This window comes from Agromyces tardus (assembly GCF_003710805.1).
Classification (GTDB): Bacteria; Actinomycetota; Actinomycetes; order Actinomycetales; family Microbacteriaceae; genus Agromyces; species Agromyces tardus.
Genome location: NZ_RHHB01000014.1, coordinates 51,721 through 68,625 on the forward strand (window position 1 = coordinate 51,721; position 16,905 = coordinate 68,625).

Sequence of the window (16,905 nt, forward strand, 5' to 3'; positions counted from 1 at the left end):
TCGCACTCGGGCCGCCCGGCGGCGAGCCCGGGTCGGCCGGTGTCGCCGAATCGGCCGGCCCGCGGGGAGTGCGAGCGCGCGGTGACCACGCGGACATCGCGGAGACCGCCGGTAGGGTGCACTCGTGACCGTGCAGATCAGACCGGCAGGCGAAGCGGATGCGGCGGCGCTCGCCGCGCTCGCCGCCGTGACTTTCCCCCTCGCCTGCCCGCCGTCGACGGCGCCCGAGTCGATCGCGGACTTCATCGCCAGGAATCTCACCGGGGAACGCTTCGCCGAGTACCTCGCCGACCCGTCGCGTCGGCTGTTCGTCGCAGTGCCGGATGCCGCGACCGAGCCGGGTGCGTCACTCGCCGCCTCGCCCGAGATCGCCGCCACGGGCGGGCTCGTGGGCTGGTCGATGCTCGTTGCCACAGAAGGAGGCGAGCCGGCCGACGCGGATGCCGCTGCAGCCGTGTCGGCGCGTCCGGCGATCGAGCTGAGCAAGATGTACGCGCATCCCGCGGCACACGGCTCGGGGATCGCGGGCGAGCTCATGCGGGTGACGCTCGACGCCGCCGCCCGCGGCGGGGCATCCGTCGTCTGGCTCGGGGTGAACCAGGAGAACGCCCGCGCGATCCGCTTCTACGAGAAGCACGGGTTCCGCATCGTGGGCACGAAGCGCTTCCTCGTCGGCCCACGCTGGGAGCACGACTACGTGCTCGAGCGCCCTGCGCGCTGATCAGCATAAGAGGCGATTGCCGCCTCCAGAATCTCTGACTAAAGTCAGCGATATGACGGACACGCTCGACGCCGACGAGATCGCGCGGGTGCGCGCGTTCAACCGCGCCGTGACCACGCGCATCGGCGCCCTCGAAGACCATTACCTCGGCAGTGCGCGATCGCTCGGCAGCTCACGGGTGCTCTGGGAGGTCGCCGGCGATGGCCGCGACGTGCGGGAGATCCGCGAGCGGCTCGAGCTCGACTCGGGCTACCTCAGCCGGCTGCTCCGTTCCCTCGAGCGCGAGGGCCTCGTGACCCTCGCGAGCTCGGCGTCGGACTCACGCGTGCGCACCGTGCTCCCGACGGAGGCGGGGCGTGCCGAGCGCGCCGAGCTCGACCGGCGCAGCGACGCGCTCGCGGCCGCGCTGCTCGAGCCCCTGAGCCCGGGTCAGCGCACCCGTCTCGCCGACGCGATGGACACCGTCGTGCGGCTGCTCGACGCCTCGCTCGTGCAGGTCGAGGCCGCCGACCCCGGCTCCGACGACGCCCGCCGCTGCCTCGCGGCCTACTACGACGAGCTCGCGCGCCGGTTCCCCGGCGGGTTCGACCCGGGCCGCAGCCTGCATCCCGACACGCGCGAGTTCACCGAGCCGACCGGGCGTTTCGTGCTCGCGCGGCTGCGCGGCCGGGCGATCGGATGCGGCGCGGTGCTGTTCCACGACGGCGCGCCCGCGTACGTCAAGCGCATGTGGGTCGATGACGCGGTGCGAGGGATGGGCGTCGGCCGGCGCATCCTCGCGGCGCTCGAGGATGCCGCGCGCGAGCACGGCGCGGCATCCGTCACCCTCGAGACGAATGCGAGCCTCACCGAGGCCATCGCGATGTACCGGGCCTCGGGGTACGTCGAGGTCGAGCCGTTCAACGACGAGGTGTACGCCGACCACTGGTTCGAGAAGGCGCTCGGGTGAGGGGCGTCGAGTCGCTCGTGCGGGTCGACGAGCCGACGGAGGCTGCGTCTCGAGGCCCTGGGCGACCTCAGCGGGCGGCCTTCACCCGCTCGTAGGCCGCGAGGGCCGCGTCGCGCGTGGCCTTGAGGTCGACGATCGGCGCGGGATAGACGTCGGTGCCGAACTCGGGCACCCACCGACGCACGTACGCGTCGTCGGGGTCGAACTTCGCGCGCTGCAGCTCGGGGTTGAAGACGCGGAAGTACGGTGCGGCGTCCGCTCCCGACCCCGCGACCCACTGCCAGCTGAACGGGTTCGAGGCGCTGTCGGCGTCGACGAGGGTGTCCCAGAACCACTCCTCGCCGCGGCGCCAGTCGATGAGCAGGTTCTTCGTGAGGAACGAGGCGACCACCATCCGCACGCGGTTGTGCATCGTTCCCGTCGCCCACAGCTCGCGCATGCCCGCGTCCACGAGCGGCACGCCCGTGCGTCCGCGCTGCCAGGCGCGCAGCGCCGCCGGGTGCAGCCGCGGCCACGGGAACGCGTCGAACTCGCTGCGCCAGTTGCGCGTCGCGAGGTCGGGCGCATGGAACAGCACGTGCCACGCGAACTCGCGCCAGCCCACCTCCGAGAGGAACTTCGCGGCAGCCGTCGATCGCCGGTCGTGCTCGCGCACGGCGTGCCACACCTCGAACGGGCTGAGCTCGCCCCAGCGCAGGTGGGGCGACAGGCGGCTGGTGACCTGCCGGTCGGTGCGGTCGCGGTCGGTCGCGTAGGTCGGCAGGTCGTCGTCGAGGAACTCGCGCAGGCGGCGACGTGCCGATGCCGACCCGGGGGTCCACGCGTCGCGCAGGCCGGCGGCCCAGTCGGGGTCGGTCGGCAGCAGCCGCCAGTCGTCGAGGCGGTCGCCCGCGGCATCCGCTCGTTCGATGCGGTCGGGCGCGGGCAGCGGGTGCCGCGGCTCGGGCGCCGCGAGGCACGCGCGCCAGAACGGGGTGAACACCGAGAAGGGCGTGCCCTGCCCGGTGCGGATCGTCCACGGCTCGAAGAGCAGCGACGCCTGGAAGCTGCGCACCTCGAGCCCGGCGTCGGTGAGCTCGGCCTTGAGACGGGTGTCGAGTTCGCGCTCGGGGCCGCCGTAGCGTCGGTTCCAGAACACGGCACCGGCACCGGTCTCGTCGACGAGCGAGCGGATGACTCGGTCCGCCGGCCCGCGACGCAGCACGAGCCGCCCGCCGAGGCGATCGAGGTCGGCCGCGAGCGCCTCGAGCGAGCCGTGCAGCCACCACTTGGCCGCGCCGCCCAGCGGGCGGATGCCGGGAGACTCCTCGTCGAGCACGTACACGCACACGAGGGGTTCACCGCGCTCGAGTGCCGCGTGCAGTGCGGGATGGTCGGCCACCCTCAGGTCGTCGCGGAACCAGACGATCGACGGCGTGGCAGTCATGCTGCGACCGTAGCCGAGCCCTCCGTCACGCGGGCTGGGAGTCCGGTGCGCGCCGCCGACCGCGCGACCGCCCACGTGCCGAGCCCTGCCGAGAGGAACACCGCCGCGAGGACCGCCCATCCCGCGAGTCCGAGCTCGAGCGCCGTCGAGGTCACGACGAGCGGCGACGCCATCGCGCCGAGCGAGTACCCCATGGCGAAGACGCCCTGGTAGGTGCCCGCCCGAACCGGGTCGGCGAGCTCGAAGCTGAGCCCCCAGCCGCCCGCCTGCGAGAGCACCTCGGCGAACGCGTGGGCCGTCGCGGCCGCCACGATCACGACCACCGCGAACCACGCGGGCAGGCCGGAGGCCGCGGCGTACACGAGACACGCCGCCGCCATGAGCCATGCGGCGATCGCCGACACCCGCCCGGCGCGGCGCACGTCGTGGGTGCCCCGCGAGAGCGGCACCTGGAAGAGCACGACGATCGCGGTGTTGAGGATGAGCACCACCGCCACGAGCACCTCGGGCGCCGCGGTCTCGTTCGCGATCCAGAGCGGCACGCCCACCTCGCCCACGCCGAACTGCATGCCGAAGACGGCGCTCAGTGCCGTGAGCAGCAGGTAGCGCGGGTCGCGCCAGGGCGAGTGGGAGCGCAGGGCGCGACGGTGGGCCCGGGCGGATGCCGCGACATCCGTCGACCCGGTGGCCGTCGTCACGGGCGACCCGAGCGGTGCCGTCGGCGCGTCGACGGAGCGCGGCAGCCGCACGAGCCGGGTGACGCCGAGCAGGTACATGACGCCGGCGGCGACGATGAGCGCGCGGTACGCCTCGGCGGTGCCGACGACGAGTGCGAGCGCACCGATGCCCGAGCCCACGGCGATCGCGACGTTCGTGACCGTGCGCAGCACCGCCCGGGCATGCACTCGTCGCTCGCCCGTGAAGCCCCGGGCGATGATGGCACCGCGTGTCGCGTTGGCCGCCTGCTCGAACGCCACGACGATCACGGCGATGACGAGTGCGCTCGCGAAGTCCTGCGCGAAGACGTAGGCGATGAGGCCGAGGCCGTCGACCACGCTGAGCGCGACGAGGAGCCGCCTGGCGCTCAGGCGATCGGCGAGCCAGCCTCCCGCGAGCGACGACACCACGCCCGCGGCACTCGCCGCGGCCAGCACGATCGCGACCTCGTGCGCCTCGAGCCCGACGATGAACGTGAAGTAGAGCACGGTGACCGTGAGGAAGATCCCCCGGCCGACGCGGCTGATGAGCGTCGCGATGACGAGGATGCGCAGCACCGGGTCGGCGACGGACGCCGCGATGCGGGAGCGGAGGGACGAGGGGGCGGGGGTGTTCGTCGTCACCCCTCCGTTCTGCCAGAGGCATCCGCGGCGCGAAATTGATGTAGCGTTTTGCTTCATGTTGCGCTACGTCGTGAACGACCAGGACGTCGCCGCCGTGCGCTTCGGCATCTCGCCGCTCAGCGAGCTCGGCCTCTCGCTCCGGGCGATCCGCGAGCCGTCGTGGTTCCCGCTGCAGCTGCCCTGGCTCGCCCGCACCGAGCAGGCGCGCGCCGACCTCGACCACGAGGCGCTCATGGCGCTCATCGACGAGCGGTCGTGGACGCCCGACTTCCTGAACCCGCGGCCCGAGTCGCCGCTCACGCGACTCGACGACGAGCTCGCCGCCCTCGCGGAGACGCCCGCCGAGGTCTTCCGGCGCGACCTCGAGGGGGTGCACGGATTCGTGCCGCCGGTGTTCGCGGGGTCGAGCCGGGCGGCGCTCCGGCGGATCGTACGGGCGCTCACCGAGCTCTGGGACGCGTGCTTCGCGCCGTACTGGCCGCGCATGCGCGCCGTGCTCGAGGCCGACGTCGTCTACCGCGGGCGCCAGATCGCGCAGGGCGGCCTGCACGCGATGCTCAACGGGCTCTCGGCGACGATCGACTACTCCGACGGCGTCGTCGCCGTGCGGCTGCGCGACCCGCGCGACCGGCTCCAGCGGATCGACGGCAACGGACTCACGCTCGTGCCCACCATGTTCACGCGTCGCGCGTCGGCGCCCGTCGGCACGGGCCTCCCGATGATCATGTACCCGGCCCGCGGCCAGGGCGCCCTCTGGGAGGCGGAGCGCGTCGCCAACCCCGCCGCCGTCGCGGCGATCCTCGGCGAGACCCGCGCGAGCCTGCTCGCCGCCCTCGGCGACCCCGCGTCGTCGACCGAGCTCGGCGTGCGGTTCGGCGTCACCGCGTCCGCGGTGAACCAGCACCTGCGGGCGCTCCGCGACGCCGGCCTGCTCGTGAGCACCCGCTACGGGCACAGCGTGCTGTACCTGCGCAGCGAGCTCGGCACGGCGCTGCTCGAGGGGTCGCGGGCGGCCTGAGTCGAGCGGATGCCGCGGCATCCGCTCGACCGGCTCTGGGCGCGCGACGCGGCGCGGGCGCTAAGCCGGGTCGGGGATGACGCGCAGCACGAGCTTGCCGCGCACGTGCCCGTCGGCGAGCAGCTCGTGCGCCGATGCGCCCTCGGCGAGCGGGAACTCGCGCTCGACGTGCACGCGGATCGCCCCGTCGTCGACGAGCCGGTTGATGACGGAGAGGGTGCGCGCGTCGGGCGCGACCGAGTAGCCGGTGGCGCGCACCCCGCGGGCGGCGGCCTCCTCGGCCATCGTCGGCCACGAGCCCGTCGGCACGGTCACGATGAGTCCGCCCGCGCGCAGCACCTCGAGCGAACGCGACCCCGTGTCGTCGGCGACGTTGCCGATGAGGTCGATCACCACGTCCTGCTCGCCCGCGACCCGCTCGAAGCGCTCGTTCGTGTAGTCGATCACCTCGTGGGCGCCGAGCGAGCGCAGGAACTCGGCATTGCGCGCCGAGCCCGTGACGGTGACGGTCGCGCCGAAGTAGCTCGCGAACTGCACCGCGAAGTGGCCGACGCCGCCCGCCCCGGCGTGGATGAGCATGCGCTGGCCGTCGTGCGCCCGCGCCACGTCGACGACGGCACCCCAGGCGGTGAGCGCCGCGCACGGGATGGCCGCGGCCGCCGCGAAGCCGAGGGTCTTGGGCATGGGCGCGACGCTCAGCGACGACACGCTCACGAGCTCGGCATAGCTGCCCGAGAGGCGGGGCACGCGGCCCATCCCGTACACGCGGTCGCCGACGTGCAGCGGATGCGCGGCGTAGGGCACCTGCTCGACGATGCCGGCGAAGTCCTGCCCGAGCACCGCCGGGAAGGAGGGGATCGCAGCGGCGACGCCCCGGCCCATGCGCGTCTTGAGGTCGATCGGGTTCACGCCCGCGGCCACGACGCGCACGAGCACCTCGTCGCTCACGCGCAGCGGCGCGGGCACCTCCGTCATGCGCAGGGCGCTGCCCTCGCCCGTCTGGTCGATCACCAGCGCCCGCATCGTCTGCGACATACGCTCGCCCTTCCGCCGTGGTCCCCTCATTCTGTTACACGGAGGTAGTCTGCGTTCACGTGCGTCGCACGGGCGCGCCGACCGGTCTGGGGGAATCGATGCGGGTGTTGTTCGGGATACTGCGGCTGCTCGCGGCAGCGGCGATCATCACGGCCATCGCCGGGCAGTTCGCGGTGAGCTGGTCGATGGTGCCGGACCGCGCCTTCTTCTTCGTGAACTTCTTCAGCTACTTCACGATCCTCTCGAATGCGCTCTCGGCGCTGCTGATGCTCGTCGGAGCCTGGATCGCCTTCTCGCGGCCGACCGACCCCTCGTGGTTCAACCTGCTGCGCGCCTGCACCGTCACCTACATGGCCACGACCTTCGTCGTGTACAACATGCTGCTGCGCGAGATCTCGCTCGACCAGGCCACGACCGTGCCGTGGTCGAACGAGATCCTGCACGTGTGGGCGCCGCTGTACCTCGTCGCCGACTGGGTGCTCGCGCCGGGGCGCCACCCGATCGCGTGGCGGCGCCTCTGGACGATCGCAGTGTTCCCGATCGCCTGGGTCGTGTACTCGCTCATCCGGGGCGTGCTCGTCGACTGGTACCCCTATCCGTTCCTCAATCCGGCGCAGGAGGCCGGCTACGGCGGCGTCGCCGTGTACGTCATCGCGATCGCGGCGTTCATCCTGCTCGTCGGCGCCGGCATCATCGCGCTGAGCCGCACGCCGTGGCCCCACGAGATCCCCGAACCGACGAGGGCCGGGCGCGCCGCGGCGACGGCGGGTTCACCGTCGCAGCCGGTCGGGGCCGTCGGGCCGGCCGAGACCGCCGGGCCGGTCGAGACCGCCGGGCCGGTCGGGGCCGTCGGGACGCAGCCCGCCGACTGACGGGCGTCGTCACTCCGCGGCGAGCCACCGCGCGACGCGGTCGCGCAGCAGCGCCGTCTGCGCGGCGAGCCCGTCGTCGCGAGGCGGCACGACCTCGAGCGGCGCGCCGAGGGCGCCCGCCCAGCGCTCGGCGAGCTCGAGCGGGTGCACCGGGTCACGGCGTGCGCCGACCACGAGCGAGCGGATGCCGCGGGCTCCGAGCCCGGCGAGTTCGGCGTCGCCGGTGAAGGCGCGGTTGCGCGGGATCTCGACGAGCCGCCTGGCCCGCCGCGCGGCATCCGGCGCACTGAACTGGGTGAGCAGCCCACGGCCGCCCGCGAGCGACGCGTCGGCCACGCGATGGTAGGGCCCGGTCGCGCGGAAGCGCTCGGCGCCCGCCTCGGGCCCGAGGTCGGCGAGCAGCTGGCCGATCACCGGGAACGGCCGCAGGTTGTCGGGCAGCGACGCGTCGTCGAACGCGGGCCGTACGAACACCGCGCGCTCGACGGGCAGCAGCCCACGCAGTGCGATGCGCAGGGCGATCGCGGCGCCCATCGAGATGCCCAGGATCGTGAGCGCGGCGGTGCCCGGAGCCGCTTCGCCCGTCGGGTCGTCGACCGGTGCGACGGATGCCGCGGAGCCGCCGCCTCGGCCGGAGAGCGCGTCGCGCACCTCGGCCGCGACCTCCTCGGCGAGGCGGTCGAGCGCGAAGTCCGCCGGTTCGCCGACGATCGTGGAGGCGCCGTGCGCCCGCACGTCGGGCGCGATCACGCGCACCGCACCCGGGCGGCCCCTCGTCTCCGGGCTGCCGGCCCCCTCGAGCACCGGACCGAACAGCTCGAGCGGCTGCCTGCGGTCGGAACCGAGGCCGTGCAGGAGCACGAAGGTCACGCGAGCGGCCCCGGGCGGTAGAAGGAGCGGTCGGGCGGGAGCTCGGGTTCGAAGTGCGGGAACTCGTCGTCGACCCCGCCGCGGCCCGTGCCCCAGCCCGCACCCGACCCGGCGCCCGCCTTCGGCCGGATCGCCTCGAGCAGCTGGTTCGCGTAGCCCACGAGCACCGCGATCTGGTCGTCGTCGCGGTCGACCCACCGGCACTGCGGTTCGGGCGCGACGGGCACGAAGTCGTCGTGCTGCTCCCACACGACGAGCGTGCGCTCGGCGCCGAGCACGTACTGCTGCCACCACACCTGGCGCAGGTAGCCGCGGGGGATGCCGCGCCAGGGCTTCGACGTGGTCTTGATCTCGCAGAGCTCGAGCGTCCCGCCCGCGGCGACCCGCAGGCCGTCGGGCGTGGCGAGGTGACGACGGTCGCCCTCGGCGTGGAAGAGCAGCGTCGACGGGGTGATGCCGTGCTCCCGGTTCGCCCAGGCGGCGATCACGGGCTCGCGCTCGCGTCCGTGGTCGGTGTACCGGCTGCCGCCGAAGCCGCGGCGGGTATGGCCGTGCACCTTCTCCCACGCGGCGGCGCGGACGGATGCGGCGGACGCGAGCTTCGCGGCATCCGTGGCCGTGATGCCCTGCGCGCGTGCCCGCAGCCACGCGACCCGATCGCCCGAGTCGGCCACGACCCGGGTCTCGTGGGGGAGCGGCGCCTGTCGGAGCGCCTCCTCGACGCGCGGTGCGACCGATGCGAGGTCGAACAGCGCGAAGGGGGTGTCGGTCACCCCCTTACGGTACCCCCGCCCGCCGTCGCGCGCCGGGTGGCGCCCCGCCCGTTCAGAACCACTTCGCGAACGACTCGTACTGCGAGAAACCCGCGTACGCGTCGACCTGGCCGGGAGGCCAGTACCCGTCGCCGAGCCAGCCGTACGAGTACTGGAAATGGCCCATGCCGCCGTGGAACGGTGCCGGTGCCGCCGGATGGCACATGTAGCCGCAGTAGTCCACGACCGTGGCGCCGAACGTGCGAGCCGACTGGTAGTGGCCGACCGTCTGGTACTGGCTGCCCGGCAACCCGAGGTCGACGTTGCCCAGGAGTTCGTAGACCGCGAGGTGGTCCTCGTGGAGGTCGGCGTAGCCGATCGAGGAGTCGTTGTAGTAGCCCGCTCCGATGAGGTCGCCCTCGACCTGCGTCGGGAAGCGATCGGCCAGGCCGCGGGTCGTCTGCACCGCCCAGAGCACCTCGTCGGTCGTCAGCGCCCCCATGTCGAACGAGACCACCGCCGCGTCGGCGCCGACGGCCAGATCGAAGGTGTCGGCGGTGACGACCGTGCCGGCCTCGTCGCGGGACAGGGGAACCGGGATCTCCCGGCCGTCGAAGGTCACCGGTCCGCCCGTCAGCTGCTCGTACGGCCCGACATCGCCGATTCCGGCGCCGTGCACGAACACGTTCCAGCTGTCCATCCGGTGCTTCTTGCAGCGCTCGGAGTACTGCACGCCGGTCGGCTGCGGCTGGGGGAGGTACTCCAGCGACATCCACGGATTGCTGACGGGGAGCCCGGTGCAGAAGCGGGTCGATTCGCCGGTGGTCAGCACGATCAGCACGTCGTAGCGTCGGGGGTCGAAGTCGCCGGAGACCGACCAGGCGGCGAACTCGTCGTCGGGATGCGTGATCACGGTGTAGCGCAGCACCCTCCCGGAGGCGGGCAACCACCACGACACCCGGCGTGCCGCGTCGATCGTCACGCGGGGCGGAACGTCGTGGGCGTCGACCAGGAGCAGCGGGCTGTCGAGCGCGCCGGCGACGGCTCCCGCGGAGAGGCCGTCGGGGAAGTTCAGCCCGGTTGCGAGCACCACGGACGCCGTGGTCGCGTCGAAGAAGCGGTCGGCGACGGCCGCGGCCGTGGCGTAGCGGTCGGAGCCCGAGACCCGCACGACCTGCCCGCCGGTGATGGTGCGGATGCGGCCGGCGACGCCGTCGCTCACGACGTCGGAGCCGCCGACGACGTACACGACGGGCGGGTGGAGGCGACGCAACTGCGCCTCCGTGGCCGGCGGCACCGTGGTCGCCGTCACGAGCAGCGCCGGGGCGTCCTCCCCGGCCGCGGCGGGGCCCGCGCCCAGCGCGTCGGGGAAGTTGAGGCCGGTCGCGACGAACGCCGCCGGCGCGGTGTCGAAGAAGGCGCCGGCGACTGCGGCCGCGGTCGCGTAGCGATCGGCGCCCGCGACGCGCGACACCGTTGCGGCGGGTACCGCCGCCTGCACCGTCCGGAGGATTCCGTCGGACACGACGCCCGTGCCGCCCACGATCCAGATTCGCTCGGGATCGAGACGCGCGAGCTCGGCCGCCACCCCCGGGGGAAGGGAGTTGGGTCGGGTGAGCAGCACGGGACCGCCTCGCGCCCCGGCGACCGCCGACGCGGACAGGCCGTCGGGGAAGTTCTCGCCCGTCGCCAGCCACACTTCGGCGGTGTTCGCGGCGTAGTGCTGCGTCGAGAGGACGACGGCGGTGTCGTAGCGATCGGGCCCGCCGCCCCGCTCCGTCGAGCGGTCCGACACGGACGCGGCCGCGGTCAACGCGGCCTCCGTCACGACGTCGGCGCCTCCGGCCGCGATGACCGACCCGACGATCCGGTTGTCGGCGGGCGCTGCCTGCAGTCCCGCGGCGAGCGAACGGTCGAGCGAGGTGTGCGCGAACCGTTCCTCGAGCACGGCGCTCGGCCTCGCGGGTGGTTCCCGTCGGCGCGGCGGATCGTCCGGACGACCGGGCGGCTCGGGATCGCGGGCAGTCGGGGCGGACGTCGGCGCCGACGTCGGGCCCGACGTCGTCGCCCCGGCCGCCGGCGCCGTCGATCCGAGCGCTGCCAGCACCACCATCAGGCCGACGGCCATCCGCCAGCGCATCATCCTCCGGTGACCGGTCATCGCAGGCTCAGCACGTCCTCGATCAGCTCGCCGTCGACGAGGACCACGGCCGCTGTGGCACCGGTCGCGGCCATCGCCGTGCGCTTCAGCTGGGCCTCGATGCGGGGGTTGTCGCACTCGCCCGCGGGTGCGGGAGCGCCGGTGAGCTGGACCGTCACGGTTCCGCCGTCGACCTCGCCCGAGACGTACGCGAGCGTGCCGCCGGGGATCGCCGAGTAGCGCGGCGGTGTCCCGCCGAGCTCACGCTCCGGGTCGGCCAGCAGCCGCTCGATGGAGGCGCGCAGCACGTCGTCGGTCACCACGCTGTCGGTCTCGAACGCGACGAGGCTGTCGCCGCATCCGATCGGCTCGCCGGATGCCCCGTCGTCGCCGAGCACGACGTAGTACAGCGTGAGCGGCGCGGCCCGTGGTGCCGGCGAAGGGGCCGGGCTTCCAGTCGGCGACGCCGTCGGCGAGGCGCTGGGCTCGTTGCCGGCAGGAGCGCATCCCGTCAGTCCGAGGATCACCAGCATCGCGCCGGCCGCGGCTGCTCGACTCCATCGCATGCGCATGCCACACCCCCTGCGTCGGCGCGAGCCTATGCCGGCGCCCCGTCGTCCGGGGGGCCTTCGGTCCTCCGGGTCGGTCGGCGGGTCGGGCATGATGACGCCGACGGCATCGAGCAGGGGAGCAGGTGGCGGCGTGACGGATCCCGTTCTCGACTGGCTGCTCGCGGGCGACGTCGCGGTCCGGTACCAGGCGCGTCGCGACCTCCTCGACCACGAGGACGAGGAGTTGCGGCAGCGCATCGTGCTCGAGGGCGACGGTGCGGCATTGCTCGCCGCCCGCAGCGAGGGCGGGCACTGGGGACGCGGCTTCTACCAGCCCAAGTGGACATCGAGCCACTACACGCTCCTCGAGCTGCGGAACATCGGGCTGCCGCCGCAGACCGCAGCGCCGCGGGAGACGGCGGCACTGATCCTCGCCGAGGAGAAGGGGCGCGACGGCGGGCTGAACCCGAGCCGCACCATCGCGGTGAGCGACGTGTGCGTCAACGGGATGGCGTTGAACTACCTCGGCTACTTCGGCATGCCCACCGACGAGCTGGCGAGCGTCGTCGACTTCATCCTGTCGCAGCGCATGCCCGACGGGGGGTTCAACTGCCGTTCCAACCGCAGTGGGGCGACCCACTCCTCCGTGCACACGACCGTGAGCGTGATCGAGGGCATCACCGAGTACCGTCGCCGCGGGCACAGCTACCGCGCCGACGAGCTCAGCACGGCGGCCACGACGTCGGTCGAGTTCCTGCTGCGGCACCGGCTCTTCCGCAGCGAGCGCACCGGCGAGCCGATGGATCCCGAGTTCGTGCGCTTGCACCATCCCGCGCGCTGGCATTTCGACATCCTGCGCGGGCTCGATGCGATGCGGGACGCCGGCGTCGCCCTCGACCCGCGGATGGCCGACGCGCTGGAGATATTGCGGGCCCGTCGCCGCCAGGACGGACGGTGGGCCGCCAACCGCCCGTATCCCGGTGTCACACATGTGCCGGCGAATCGACCGGGCCTGCCGGACCGGTGGGTGACGCTCATCGCGCTCCGCGTGCTGCGCCGCTACGACGGCGGCCGCGCAGCAGGTGCCTGACGCGTCACGCGCTCGGCCGCAGCGGTTCGCCGAGCTCCAGGATGACTCCCTCGACCGCGGTCGACCCGGGATACTCCTCGCTGTGTGCGAGCCCGACGCCGGCCAGGCCGAGCCCCGTCGCGGCGGCGTCGGTCGCGAACAGGTAGGGCTCGTACCCGATCCGTTCGCGGATGCGGTTCTTGAGCAGGCGGTGCGCGACCGTCACGGCCGGCCCGAGCATGTCGCTGCCGCCGCCCACCGACTGGCGCACCGCGAGCCCGCGGTGCAGCACGACCTTGAGGTCGAGGTAGGCGACGTTCGGGCAGGCCGTGCAGATGTGGTCGCTCGAGGGGATCGCCCTCGTGCGGTCCGCGACGAACCTCCGGTACATCGCACGGATCCGTTCGAGGACGGCCTCGCCCCGGCCGTCGAGCCGGGCCGCGGGGGCGCACGCGAAGACGGCATCGCCCTCGAGCTTGACGAGGTCGAAGTCGGGTCGGAGCGCGTCGATGACCCCGTCGAGCAGGTCGCCGAGCAGCGAGTACGCAGCGGGGATGCCGTTGCTGAAGTCGACGCCGTGCGCCTCCTCGACGCTCGCCATGAAGCTCGTGAAGCCCGAGATGTCGGCGAGCAGCAGGTATCGATCTCCCGCCGGCGCGTCGAGCACCGGCGCTCCCGTCGGCTCCGATCGTTCCATGTCTCCCCTGACCTCGACGTCGCTGCCGAGTCTACGGCGCGCGGCTCACATGAGCGGATGCCACCTGCGGATGCTGCGAGCGGACCAACGAGCGGATGCCGCGGCCCGAGGAGTGGCCGCGGCATCCGCATTCGTCCGCCGTGCTCACGGCACCGCGCGGATCAGCCGCGCTCGGTCACCACGCCGCCCGTGATGTGCAGGCGGCGCTCGGCGCGCTTCGCGACGGCCGAATCGTGGGTCACGATCACGAGGGTCAGCCCCCGATCGCGCCACAGGCCCTCGAGCAGGTCCATGATCTCGTCGCGGGTCTGCTCGTCGAGGTTGCCGGTGGGCTCGTCGGCGAGCAGCACGTCGGGCTCCTTCACGAGGGCCCGCGCGATCGCCACCCGCTGCTGCTGCCCGCCCGACAGCTCGGTCGGCACGTGCCCGGCCCGGTCGCCGAGCCCGACCGACTCGAGGGCGGCGGTCGCCCGCTGCCGCCGCTCCGCTGCGGGGATGCCGAGCGGCTCGAGCGCCGTCTCCACGTTCTCCTGCGCCGTGAGCGTCGGGATGAGGTTGAAGCCCTGGAACACGAACCCGATCTCGGTGGCGCGGATGCGGCCGAGCTTGCCGTCGGGCAGGTGCGAGAGCTCCGCGTCGCCGAGCGAGATCGTGCCCGACGACGGCCGGTCGAGCGCGCCGAGCATCTGCAGCAGCGTCGACTTGCCGCCGCCCGTCGGTCCCTGGATCGCGACGAGCTGCCCCGACGGGATCGTGAGGGTCACGTCCCGCAAAGCGGTGACCGTGCGCTGCTTCTGCTTGTAGGTCTTCGAGACGTTGTCGAGGGTGTACATGTCGGTCCTTTCGAGTGAGTCGGATGCCGCGGGAGGGTCGCCCGTGGCACGGGGGCGGCGTGGCGCGGAGCGCCGCCGCCGCCGAGGGTCAGGCGACGCTCCGCAGCGCCTCGGCAGGACGGAGTCGCGCCGCGCGCCAGCCGCCGATCGCGCCGGCGATGAGCCCGCCGAGGATCGCGAGGCCGATCGCGATGGCGACGACCTCGACGGTGATCGGCGCGTTGAGCGTCACCTCGGTGGCGGTCGCCGCCTGCGCCGCGCCCGGGCCGCCCGCGAAGCCGCCGCCAGCGAACCCGGCCGGGCCGGCGGCCTGGGGGGTCGTGGCGGTGGTGGAGCCGAGGGTCGGTGCGATGGCGTTGACGACGGCGATGCCGACGAGGCCGACGACGAGGCCCGCCGCGCCGCCGATCAGGCCCTGCACGAGCGACTCGCCGGCGACCTGGCCGACCACGCGCCGGTTCGACCAGCCGATCGCCTTGAGGGTGCCGAACTCCCGGGTGCGCCGGGTGACGCCCTGGATGGTGAAGAGGATCGCGATGAGGAACGCCGCCGCGAGCACGGCGACCGAGAGCCAGAGGCCGAGGTTCGAGATGAGCGTCGACGCGGTGCCGAGCGAGCCCGAGACGGTCGACGCGAGGTCGGACTGGGTGTTCACGGTCTGGTCGGGCAGGGCCGCCTCGAGGTCGGCCTGCACCGACGGGATCACGTCGGACGAGGCCGCCTGCACGTAGATGTCGGTGACCTGCCCGTCGAGGCCCGAGAGCGACTGGGCGACGTCGAGCGGGATGAACACGTTCGCCGCCGACTGCCCGTCCGACGCGGTCGAGGTGACGGTGCCGACGATCTCGAACGAGGTGCCCGCGATGTCGATGGTGTCGCCCACGGCGAGGTCGGCGCTCGTCGCGTAGTCGGCGTCGAGCACGGCGACGTGCTGGCCGGCATCGCCGAGCTCGAGTCCGCGTCCGTCGGCGAGCTCCACCGCCGAGAGCGGTCCGACCGATTCGGCGGCGGGGTCGAGGCCCAGCACGGTGAACGAGTCGACGTCGAAGGCGCTGCCGCCGGCGCCGTCGGCGCCGCCCGCGGGAGGCGCCCCCGTCGTGCCGCCCTCGGCGGTGGGTGCGCCGTCGGTGCCCTGCGCCGCCGAGAAGTCGGGCATCTCGCCCGAGAAGGTCACGTTGGTGAGGCTCAGGGTCGCGGATGCCGCGGCCACGCCGTCGATGTCCTGCACGGTGTCGAGCGCCGACGCGTCGAACGTCGACTGGCCCATGCCGGCGGTCAGGCGCGACTGGGCGAGCTGCGTGGATCCGTCGGCGGTCCGCCCGTCGTCGGCGCCGAACTCGAACCGGCCGCCGTCGGGGCGTTCGCCCTCGGCGGGGGGAGTGGCATCCTGCGACACCGTGAGGTCGGTGCCCACGCCGTAGACGGATTCGAGCACGGATGCCTGGGCATCGCGCACCCCGGTGGAGACGGCGTTCACGATCATGACGAGCGCGATGGCGAGCGCCATGCCGATCGCGATGATCGCGGTCTGCCTGCGGCGCCCGGCGAGCTCGCGCCGGAGGTAGGTGAAGAACATGAGGTCCTCGCTGGTCGGTCGGGGGCCCACCGGTCGATGGGCACGTCTCGCACGCTAGGCAGCGGGGCTATGCGTGCACACGGCCGCGCCCGTGCATCTCCTATGCACAGGCCGCACACGACCGGGTCATAGGAAACCCACAGGGCGAAGCGGATACTCGGAGGTATGGCAGCAGCAACCAGTGCCCCCAGCCGGGCGCCCATCACGAAGGCCGACGGCTCGGCGGTGCGCGTGCTCGTCGTCGACGATGAGCACTCCCTGACCGACCTCCTCAAGATGGCGCTCCGCTACGAGGGCTGGGAGGTGCGCACCGCGTCCGACGGCTTCAGTGCCGTGCGGGTCGCTCGCGAGTTCCGCCCCGACGCGATCGTGCTCGACATCATGCTGCCCGACATCGACGGCCTCGAGGTGCTGCAGCGCGTGCGCTCCGACGGCGCCGAGACGCCCGTGCTGTTCCTCACCGCGAAGGACTCGCTCGACGACCGCATCGCGGGGCTCACGGCGGGCGGCGACGACTACGTGACGAAGCCCTTCAGCCTCGAGGAGGTCGTCGCGCGACTGCGCGGACTCATCCGCCGGTCGACCCTCACGCTCGCGCAGGCGAAGGACCCGGTGCTCGTCGTCGGCGACCTCACCCTCAACGAGGACTCCTACGAGGTCGAGCGCGACGGCGACCCGATCGAGCTCACCGCGACGGAGTTCGAGCTGCTGCGCTTCCTCATGCGCAATCCTCGCCGTGTGCTGTCGAAGGCGCAGATCCTCGACCGGGTGTGGAACTACGACTTCGGCGGCAAGGAGTCCGTCGTCGAGCTCTACATCTCGTACCTGCGCAAGAAGGTCGACGCCGGCCGCGATCCCATGATCCACACCGTGCGCGGAGCCGGCTACATGCTCAAGGCGGCCGGATGACGCGCCCCGGCGACCCGGGCCACGCCGCCGCCACCCGGCGCGCCGTGAGCTCGGCGGCGCCGGGTGCCGCTGCGATCGACGACCGCGTCGCCCCGACCGCGACGGATCCGGACGGGCCCCACTCGGCGCCCGCCACCGCCGGCCCGG

General features: G+C 73.2%; 16 protein-coding genes. 6 read left to right on the forward strand and 10 right to left on the reverse strand.

The features are described 5' to 3' along the window. The first annotated feature begins 124 nt into the window (after nucleotides 1-124). Both EDM22_RS09455 and EDM22_RS09460 read left to right on the forward strand, forming a co-directional pair. A complete protein-coding gene (locus EDM22_RS09455) occupies nucleotides 125-721 on the forward strand; it encodes a GNAT family N-acetyltransferase (protein WP_122936807.1) in 597 nt (198 codons plus the stop codon). A 52-nt stretch (nucleotides 722-773) separates the two neighbouring features. Continuing rightward, nucleotides 774-1,670 (forward strand): bifunctional helix-turn-helix transcriptional regulator/GNAT family N-acetyltransferase, encoded by an 897-nt coding sequence (locus EDM22_RS09460; RefSeq protein WP_122936808.1) that lies wholly within the window; start codon nucleotides 774-776, stop codon nucleotides 1,668-1,670. 67 nt (nucleotides 1,671-1,737) lie between these two features. On the opposite strand, the gene EDM22_RS09465 is transcribed toward EDM22_RS09460, so the two are convergent. Continuing rightward, nucleotides 1,738-3,096, reverse strand: a complete 1,359-nt coding sequence (locus EDM22_RS09465; RefSeq protein WP_122936809.1) for a cryptochrome/photolyase family protein — start codon at nucleotides 3,094-3,096, stop codon at nucleotides 1,738-1,740. After that, complete coding sequence (locus tag EDM22_RS09470; RefSeq protein ID WP_245989296.1) at nucleotides 3,093-4,436, reverse strand: MFS transporter; 1,344 nt, start codon at nucleotides 4,434-4,436, stop codon at nucleotides 3,093-3,095. The genes EDM22_RS09465 and EDM22_RS09470 overlap by 4 nt, the downstream gene beginning before the upstream one ends. Before the next feature lie 55 nt (nucleotides 4,437-4,491). Here EDM22_RS09470 and EDM22_RS09475 point away from each other — a divergent pair, with 55 nt between their 5' ends. Then, nucleotides 4,492-5,454, forward strand: a complete 963-nt coding sequence (locus EDM22_RS09475) for an ArsR/SmtB family transcription factor (RefSeq protein WP_122936811.1) — start codon at nucleotides 4,492-4,494, stop codon at nucleotides 5,452-5,454. 60 nt (nucleotides 5,455-5,514) lie between these two features. Here EDM22_RS09475 and EDM22_RS09480 read toward each other — a convergent pair whose 3' ends face one another. Continuing rightward, nucleotides 5,515-6,489 (reverse strand): NADP-dependent oxidoreductase, encoded by a 975-nt coding sequence (locus tag EDM22_RS09480; protein WP_122936812.1) that lies wholly within the window; start codon nucleotides 6,487-6,489, stop codon nucleotides 5,515-5,517. 98 nt (nucleotides 6,490-6,587) lie between these two features. Between EDM22_RS09480 and EDM22_RS09485 the strand changes: the two genes are divergently transcribed. After that, on the forward strand, nucleotides 6,588-7,361 hold the full coding sequence (locus EDM22_RS09485; RefSeq protein WP_170964077.1) for a Pr6Pr family membrane protein: 774 nt from the start codon (nucleotides 6,588-6,590) through the stop codon (nucleotides 7,359-7,361). A 9-nt stretch (nucleotides 7,362-7,370) separates the two neighbouring features. On the opposite strand, the gene EDM22_RS09490 is transcribed toward EDM22_RS09485, so the two are convergent. From EDM22_RS09490 to EDM22_RS09505, 4 genes are all read right to left on the reverse strand, one after another. Next, the gene (locus EDM22_RS09490; protein WP_122936813.1) at nucleotides 7,371-8,231 is read right to left on the reverse strand and encodes an alpha/beta fold hydrolase; all 861 of its coding nucleotides are present in this window, start codon (nucleotides 8,229-8,231) and stop codon (nucleotides 7,371-7,373) included. Beyond that, a complete protein-coding gene (locus EDM22_RS09495) occupies nucleotides 8,228-9,004 on the reverse strand; it encodes a YqaJ viral recombinase family protein (protein ID WP_122936814.1) in 777 nt (258 codons plus the stop codon). The genes EDM22_RS09490 and EDM22_RS09495 overlap by 4 nt, the downstream gene beginning before the upstream one ends. A gap of 52 nt (nucleotides 9,005-9,056) precedes the next feature. Beyond that, entirely contained in the window at nucleotides 9,057-10,931 is a 1,875-nt protein-coding gene (locus tag EDM22_RS09500; protein WP_138708060.1) for a cell wall-binding repeat-containing protein, read from the reverse strand. Between the two features lie 209 nt (nucleotides 10,932-11,140). Next, the gene (locus tag EDM22_RS09505) at nucleotides 11,141-11,656 is read right to left on the reverse strand and encodes a GerMN domain-containing protein (RefSeq protein ID WP_245989297.1); all 516 of its coding nucleotides are present in this window, start codon (nucleotides 11,654-11,656) and stop codon (nucleotides 11,141-11,143) included. Between the two features lie 169 nt (nucleotides 11,657-11,825). Between EDM22_RS09505 and EDM22_RS09510 the strand changes: the two genes are divergently transcribed. Beyond that, entirely contained in the window at nucleotides 11,826-12,764 is a 939-nt protein-coding gene (locus tag EDM22_RS09510; RefSeq protein WP_245989298.1) for a hypothetical protein, read from the forward strand. A gap of 4 nt (nucleotides 12,765-12,768) precedes the next feature. On the opposite strand, the gene EDM22_RS09515 is transcribed toward EDM22_RS09510, so the two are convergent. The 3 genes from EDM22_RS09515 to EDM22_RS09525 form a co-directional block, all read right to left on the reverse strand. Beyond that, nucleotides 12,769-13,440 carry a DUF2652 domain-containing protein gene (locus EDM22_RS09515; RefSeq protein ID WP_122936817.1) on the reverse strand — a complete coding sequence of 224 codons (672 nt, stop codon included), beginning with the start codon at nucleotides 13,438-13,440 and terminating at the stop codon, nucleotides 12,769-12,771. 161 nt (nucleotides 13,441-13,601) lie between these two features. Next, on the reverse strand, nucleotides 13,602-14,273 hold the full coding sequence (locus EDM22_RS09520) for an ABC transporter ATP-binding protein (protein ID WP_122936818.1): 672 nt from the start codon (nucleotides 14,271-14,273) through the stop codon (nucleotides 13,602-13,604). Nucleotides 14,274-14,361: 88 nt separating this feature from the next. Further along, nucleotides 14,362-15,849: an ABC transporter permease gene (locus EDM22_RS09525; protein WP_122936828.1), complete on the reverse strand. Its 1,488-nt coding sequence runs from the start codon at nucleotides 15,847-15,849 to the stop codon at nucleotides 14,362-14,364. A 165-nt stretch (nucleotides 15,850-16,014) separates the two neighbouring features. Between EDM22_RS09525 and EDM22_RS09530 the strand changes: the two genes are divergently transcribed. Continuing rightward, nucleotides 16,015-16,758 (forward strand): response regulator transcription factor, encoded by a 744-nt coding sequence (locus EDM22_RS09530; RefSeq protein WP_122936819.1) that lies wholly within the window; start codon nucleotides 16,015-16,017, stop codon nucleotides 16,756-16,758. The last annotated feature ends 147 nt before the right edge of the window (nucleotides 16,759-16,905 follow it).

Bases quoted from the DNA above. Each gene is read 5' to 3' on its own strand.
- EDM22_RS09480 (WP_122936812.1), bottom strand. From the start codon at position 6,489: ATGTCGCAGACGATGCGGGCGCTGGTGATCGACCAGACGGGCGAGGGC.
- EDM22_RS09475 (WP_122936811.1), top strand. From the start codon at position 4,492: ATGTTGCGCTACGTCGTGAACGACCAGGACGTCGCCGCCGTGCGCTTC.
- EDM22_RS09515 (WP_122936817.1), bottom strand. From the start codon at position 13,440: ATGGAACGATCGGAGCCGACGGGAGCGCCGGTGCTCGACGCGCCGGCG.
- EDM22_RS09505 (WP_245989297.1), bottom strand. From the start codon at position 11,656: ATGCTGGTGATCCTCGGACTGACGGGATGCGCTCCTGCCGGCAACGAG.
- EDM22_RS09530 (WP_122936819.1), top strand. From the start codon at position 16,015: ATGGCAGCAGCAACCAGTGCCCCCAGCCGGGCGCCCATCACGAAGGCC.
- EDM22_RS09520 (WP_122936818.1), bottom strand. From the start codon at position 14,273: ATGTACACCCTCGACAACGTCTCGAAGACCTACAAGCAGAAGCAGCGC.
- EDM22_RS09485 (WP_170964077.1), top strand. From the start codon at position 6,588: ATGCGGGTGTTGTTCGGGATACTGCGGCTGCTCGCGGCAGCGGCGATC.
- EDM22_RS09460 (WP_122936808.1), top strand. From the start codon at position 774: ATGACGGACACGCTCGACGCCGACGAGATCGCGCGGGTGCGCGCGTTC.
- EDM22_RS09525 (WP_122936828.1), bottom strand. From the start codon at position 15,849: ATGTTCTTCACCTACCTCCGGCGCGAGCTCGCCGGGCGCCGCAGGCAG.
- EDM22_RS09465 (WP_122936809.1), bottom strand. From the start codon at position 3,096: ATGACTGCCACGCCGTCGATCGTCTGGTTCCGCGACGACCTGAGGGTG.